The sequence below is a fragment of the Paenibacillus ottowii genome (genome assembly GCF_050516475.1).
Lineage (GTDB): Bacteria > Bacillota > Bacilli > Paenibacillales > Paenibacillaceae > Paenibacillus > Paenibacillus ottowii.
Map to the genome: position 1 here is coordinate 5,176,639 of NZ_CP191577.1, position 6,246 is coordinate 5,182,884.

A 6,246-nucleotide genomic window follows, 5' to 3' on the forward strand; every position below is an offset into this window, starting at 1 on the left:
GTAATTTTCAGGAGAGGTGGAGCGTGTGGTGAAGCCAAACACCCGATTACTTTTTGTACCGCTGGATGAGCGGCCCTGTAATTATCAATTTCCTTACTTACTGGCCCAGGGCACAGACCTTCAAATGGAGCGCCCTCCATTAGAATGGATGGGACAAAAGAAAACCCCTGGTGATACGGGCAGACTATGGGCATGGCTCGAAGAACGTGCGGCGACTGCTGATGGAGCCATTATTGCGATGGATACGCTGCTGTACGGGGGAATCGTACCTTCCCGGCTACACGGAATGTCCAGTGAGCAGGTCAGAGACAGGGCTAATCTTCTTCGCAGGTTGAAGCAAATATACCCGCAACTGACTCTGTATGCATTTCAATTGATTATGCGTTGTCCGCAATACTCTTTGGCTGATGAGGAACCAGACTACTATGCTGATTGGGGCCGTGAGATATTCAGAAAGGGTTTCATCGAGCATCGTCAGGAGCTAGCGATCGCTACCGCAGAAGAGTTGCTGGAATTAGCAGACATTAACGGGCGTTTGCCTATAGAGATTTTGGAAGATTATCTGGGACGTCGCCGTGTGAATTTGGAAGCCAATCAACTAGCACTGGAATTGGTAGCAGAAGGTGTGATTGATTTTATGATCATCCCACAGGATGATTCGGCTCCCTACGGCTATACCGCCAAGGATCAGCAGCAGCTAAGGGGGCGTATTTCCGAGCTTGGGCTCGATCTGAAAGTATACATGTATCCAGGGGCAGACGAAGTGGGCTGTACGTTGCTAGCTCGTTGGGTGAATCGGATGAATCATGTCGTTCCAATGGTGTATCCTCGATTGTCTGCTTTGCAGGGAGCGTTCGTAGTCCCGCTTTTTGAGGATCGTTATTTTTACGAGACGTTAAAGTATCAGATTATAGCAGCAGGTGGGCTGATTGCTTCCTCAGCAGCGGAGGCTGATTTGATTTTGCTGGCCAACACGCCTGGCGACACGATGGCGGAAGCCTCCTCCCAGCAGCATGCGATGACCGGATATGATGTACAACGAAATCTAGTAGAACTGGTAGAGTACGGAACTTATATGCAGCATTATGCTAATAAAAATGTCGCTATTGCTGATGTAGCCTATGCCAATGGAGCCGATCTCAAGCTGCTTAGATTATTGAAGCAAAAAGGACTGCTGTTTAAGCTGGCAGGCTATGCAGGCTGGAATACCAGTTCTAATACGCTTGGTACCGTCATTGCCCAGTCCATGCTATATGTTCGCTATGGTCCTACGAAGGAACACCTGGATTTTCTGGGGCTGCGCTATGCTGAGGATGCTTGTTATTGCGCTGTGGTACGTACAGCTATGAATAACGGGATCGTGGAGCAGATGGGTTTTAACAAGTTTATGCTTGATGGACCGAGAGGCTCGGTAGCGGGAGTCATTCGCGGACGTCTGGAGCAGGCGCTCGACGAATATGTGAATGGACCGGAGGGGCGCGTGGAAATTACGGATTGCTACATGCCGTGGAACCGTACCTTTGAAGTTGGATTGGCCGTTCGGCATTATGCTGAGGAGAGGGAGTGATTCCGATGGAGATGGAAGATATATTATCCAAGGTTCGACATGGACTGATCGTTTCCTGTCAGGCGCTACCAGGCGAACCGTTGCATGGAGCAGATTCTATGGTCAAAATGGCGCGTGCTGCACAGCAGGGTGGAGCTGTAGCGATTCGTGCCAATGGTGCATCGGATGTACGTGCGATTAAACAGGTAATCCCTCTACCGGTCATTGGTTTGATTAAGCGGGATTATGATGATTCTGATATATACATTACGCCTACCCTTCTTGAAATGGAGGAACTGGTGGATGCGGGCGCGGATATCATTGCGCTGGATGCCACATTGAGACCGCGCCCAGCGGGGTGCAAGCTGAAGCACCTCATAGATTACGCCCATGAGCACGGAGTCGCTTCCATGGCGGATATATCGACACTGGAGGAGGCGCTTCATGCGGCTTCCCTTGGTGTAGGCTGCGTATCCACAACGTTATCTGGTTATACGCCATACTCTACTCAGATAGAGGGTCCGGATCTGGAATTGGTTCGGAGAGCATCGGAACTGGTTCCCGTTCCTGTCATTGCAGAGGGCAGAATCCATGATCCAGCTCACGTAGAGGAAGCATTTCGGCTGGGTGCACATGCAGTTGTTGTAGGCTCGGCGATTACTAGGCCCCAATTGATTACGCAGCGGTTTGCCGATGCCGCAAGGAAGGCAGTGAAATGCATCTATGGAGATGAACGACCGAATTAATACGTATTATCCTTCATTAACAAAATCGGAGCAGAAAGTCGCGTTGTGCGTACTGGAGTGTCCCGCAGACATCATATATTTCTCCGTGACGGAGCTAGCTGACTTCGCAGGTACAGGCGAAACGACGGTTATGCGTTTTTGCCGGAAAATTGGTTTTAAAGGGTATCAGGATTTCCGACTGTCGCTAGCACAAAACCAGACTTATCGCAAAACCGATATGAGCGAGGAGGACATCGACCCGGATCACGAACATGATATCACCCGTATGGTGTATCACAATATGCTTGATATTTTGCACTCCAGCATGGGACTCCTTGACCGTTCGGAGCTTAGTCGTGCGATATCATGTCTCGATCAAGCGGGTTATGTTCAATTTTTCGGTGTAGGTGCATCGGGAATTTCCGCACAGGATGCTAAAAACCGCTTCTTGCGGATTGGGCGGCGCGCCGAGGCTGTGGCAGACGGACATATTCAGTCGATGATGGCGGTGACCATGAACCCTGGTGATGTTGCTATTGGCATCAGTGTATCAGGAAGTACGCTGGATACGAACGATATGCTGCACAAGGCCAAGCAGAACGGTGCAACAGTTATCGCAATTACGAATTATGCAAAATCACCTATTACCTCCATTGCAGATATTGTTCTACTAACCGCAGGTAAGGAAGCTCCGATAGAAGGCGGTTCAATTGGCGCCAAAATCTCACAGCTATTCGTTATTGACCTCATCTGCGAAGGACTTGCTCGCAAGCACACGAGCCGCACCGAAGAGATGAAGGAAAAAACAGCTAGGGCGGTTATTGAACGAAGTTATTGAGATTCCTCCGATTGTAGATTGGAATATGATACGCTCCGGCAGTTCATCATGTTTTTCTATCTATAGAAGGTTTGTGCTAAGAACTCATAAGCTTTTATATGGGGGGAACAAGGAGGATGTGGTGGTGGCAGTTGTATTGAGTAAAGTCATTGGGATCGACATTGGAGGCACTTCTATTAAGGCCGCCATAGTGGCACGGGATGGATCAGTAATTGACGAAATTCGAATGGATACGGATGCCTCTAGTGGACGTGAACGGGTATTGTCGCGTGTGACTGAGTCCGTATGCAGACTGATGCGTTCTCATGGAGATACCAGTGTGGGTACCCCTGAAGGTATAGTCGCTTTAGGCATTTCTACTGCTGGCAGGGTAAATGTGGAGAGTGGTGAAGTTGTGTACGCCACTGATAACCTGCCTGGCTGGCAGGGGACATCCTTGGTGAGCTGGGCGAGGGAAAAGCTTGCTTTACGTGCGGTTGCTGATAATGATGCGAACGCTGCGTTACTTGGAGAAGCGTGGCTGGGGGCAGGGAAAGGCAAGCAGCGCCTAGCTATGCTCACCTTGGGAACTGGGGTCGGCGGCGCATATATGGAAAATGGCCTCTTGTGTAGAGGAGCTCACTGGAGCGGTGGCGATTGGGGGCACAGTATCTTATTTCCTGGAGGTCACCCCTGCAATTGTGGGAAAAAAGGATGCGCCGAGCAATACGTATCGGGTAGCGCCCTGTTACGCCGTGGCAGTGAGTACACCGGAACATTGTACCGTTCGGGGAGCGAGATTGTGAAAGAAGCCGCTCACGGCAACCTGAGGACAATTCAGGCGCTAGATGACTACACAGCAGATCTAGCTGTGCTTCTGGCTAATATTTCGGTGACTCTTGATCCTGAGCTGATCATTGTTGGGGGAGGAGTAGCGGACGCGGGAGAGGTTTGGTGGCCCTTACTTGAAAAGCATCTTGATCAATTGGGAGTTCAGACAGAAGTCAGTCGGGCATTGTTGGGGAATCGCGCTGGTTTTATCGGCGCTGCCTGGCTTGCTTTTGAAATGACGGAATCTTAGGACAAAAATGAAAGGGGAACGAACCATGACGCAAAGACGGCTTGATGCCGATATTGTTGTGATTGGCGGAGGTCTGGGGGGGACATCAGCAGCCTTAGCGGCGGCAAAAGCTGGTATGAGAGTCATCATGACAGAGGAGACGGACTGGTTGGGAGGGCAATTAACTTCACAGGCTGTTCCCCCGGATGAGCACCGCTGGATCGAACAGTTTGGTTGCACAGCAACATATCGTCAGTTCCGCAATCGTGTGCGTGACTACTACCGTCAGAACTATCCGTTAACCGAAGAAGCCTGCAATAATCCCATTCTTAATCCAGGAAACGGCTGGGTAAGCCGTCTGGCCCATGAGCCACGGGTAGCTCTACGGGTGCTTGAGGATATGCTTGCTCCGTATCTGAATACGGGACGTGTTCGTGTATATTATCACACCGTGCCTATTGCTGCTCATACCGATGGAGATTGCATTACTTCTGTGACCGTTCGTACCTCGCATAATCCTGATCATAAGAGTGGCCTCAGAGTGCTGCATGGTACGTTTTATCTGGATGCCACAGAGTGTGGTGATCTCCTTCCTATGGCAGGTGTGGAGCATACGAGTGGAGCGGAATCACAGGCAGCAACGGGGGAGCCTCATGCACTGGAGTGCGCCAACCCTTTTGATATGCAATCTATCACACACGTGGCGGCTGTAGACTACATTCCCCAGGAAAGCTTCATTATAGAGCGACCGCAACAATATGACTTTTGGAGAAATTACATCCCTTCCTTTTCCCGGTTTCCGATTTTAAGCTGGTTTGCTACCGATGCAGATGATACCAGTAAACTAAAACAGTTCACATTATTCCCTAACGATCAGGGCATTGTATCCTTGTGGGATTATCGTCGTATCGTAGATCCCTCTATATGGAGCGAACCGCTAAATGATGGCGAAGTAACTCTTCTAAACTGGGCGCAAAATGATTATTACCTAGGACCCTTGATCGGTGTCACCGCTGAGGAGCAGGCGAGACATCGCGAAGGAGCACGTGAGTTGACCCGCTCATTAATATATTGGCTTCAAACCGAAGCTCCCCGGTTAGATGGAGGATTCGGCTACCCGGGAATTCGGCCACGAGGTGATTATCTCGGCACTTCTGACGGGCTGGCTAAAACGGCCTATATTCGTGAGTCGCGCCGAATTAAAGCCGAGTATACGATTTCCGAATTTGATGTAAGTCGTGAGCTTCGGGGGGAAGAGGGACCCAAACGGTACTCGGATAGTGTAGGAGTGGGAAGCTATCATTTAGATCTTCATCCGACTACGGTATCCCAGCGAACCTTTTACATCCCTAACTATCCTTATGAAATTCCATTGGGCTCACTTATTCCTGTGAGGGTACGCAATTTGCTTCCTGCTTGCAAAAATATAGGTATGACTCAAATAGCCAATGGTTGCTATCGGCTGCATCCTACAGAGTGGAATATAGGAGAATCATCCGGAAGCTTGGCGGCTTACTGTGTCAACAACGGAGTATATCCTATTGAAGTGAGCCAGTCAGCAGAACATCTTGGACGCTTTCAAAATATTCTTCTTCGTCAAGGTGTGGAGCTGCACTGGCCAGCAGAGGTGTTCGAACCAGAGGGAGTTACCAGCCAATCAAGGGGCAGCTAGCCCCTTGATTGATTTATGGAGTAAAAAATGAGTAGTTTAATTCTAAAATAAAAAAAGAAAAAAAGTGCTTGCTAAGTTGCTGGGGTATATGATATATTATTTGAGCTGACAACAAAACAGCCGTTTTACAAAATGATGGATAGGGCGAAATAATCTTTGTAAGAAAGAAGAAAAAATAACCCTTGCATTTTTGAAGCGAACATGATATGATCTTATAGCTGCTGAAAAACGCAGCGAAGAAAAAGTTTGATCTTTGAAAACTGAACAACGAGTGAGTAAACTGATTTTGTTAGCAAAATCAAACAAGAGATATTTTATCTCGTCAGTTTCAAAATGAGCTAATCGCTCTTTCGATAAACCAGCTTCGGTTGGTCTTTAATGGAGAGTTTGATCCTGGCTCAGGACGAACGCTGGCGGCGTGCCTAA

5 protein-coding genes are annotated in these 6,246 nt (G+C 49.0%); all 5 read left to right on the top strand.

The window, feature by feature from the left end; all coding sequences use genetic code 11:
• Positions 1-25 precede the first annotated feature (25 nt).
• The 5 genes from ACQQ6X_RS24010 to ACQQ6X_RS24030 all read left to right on the top strand — a co-directional run bounded on the left by ACQQ6X_RS24010 (position 26) and on the right by ACQQ6X_RS24030 (position 5,820).
• Positions 26-1,567: a DUF4127 family protein gene (locus ACQQ6X_RS24010; RefSeq protein ID WP_305167365.1), complete on the top strand. Its 1,542-nt coding sequence runs from the start codon at positions 26-28 to the stop codon at positions 1,565-1,567.
• A 5-nt stretch (positions 1,568-1,572) separates the two neighbouring features.
• Positions 1,573-2,292 carry an N-acetylmannosamine-6-phosphate 2-epimerase gene (locus tag ACQQ6X_RS24015; RefSeq protein ID WP_305167366.1) on the top strand — a complete coding sequence of 240 codons (720 nt, stop codon included), beginning with the start codon at positions 1,573-1,575 and terminating at the stop codon, positions 2,290-2,292.
• Entirely contained in the window at positions 2,270-3,109 is an 840-nt protein-coding gene (locus ACQQ6X_RS24020) for a MurR/RpiR family transcriptional regulator (protein WP_305167367.1), read from the top strand. Before ACQQ6X_RS24015 ends, ACQQ6X_RS24020 begins: the two co-directional genes overlap by 23 nt.
• Positions 3,110-3,230: 121 nt before the next feature.
• A complete protein-coding gene (locus ACQQ6X_RS24025; RefSeq protein WP_430493504.1) occupies positions 3,231-4,169 on the top strand; it encodes an ROK family protein in 939 nt (312 codons plus the stop codon).
• Between the two features lie 25 nt (positions 4,170-4,194).
• Positions 4,195-5,820, top strand: coding sequence for an FAD-dependent oxidoreductase (locus tag ACQQ6X_RS24030; protein ID WP_305167369.1), 1,626 nt, complete (start codon positions 4,195-4,197; stop codon positions 5,818-5,820).
• Positions 5,821-6,246: the final 426 nt, after the last annotated feature.

What these genes read in the sequence shown, in the direction of transcription:
- ACQQ6X_RS24030 (WP_305167369.1), top strand. Translation starts at nt 4,195, where the DNA reads ATGACGCAAAGACGGCTTGATGCCGATATTGTTGTGATTGGCGGAGGT.
- ACQQ6X_RS24015 (WP_305167366.1), top strand. Translation starts at nt 1,573, where the DNA reads ATGGAGATGGAAGATATATTATCCAAGGTTCGACATGGACTGATCGTT.
- ACQQ6X_RS24020 (WP_305167367.1), top strand. Translation starts at nt 2,270, where the DNA reads ATGGAGATGAACGACCGAATTAATACGTATTATCCTTCATTAACAAAA.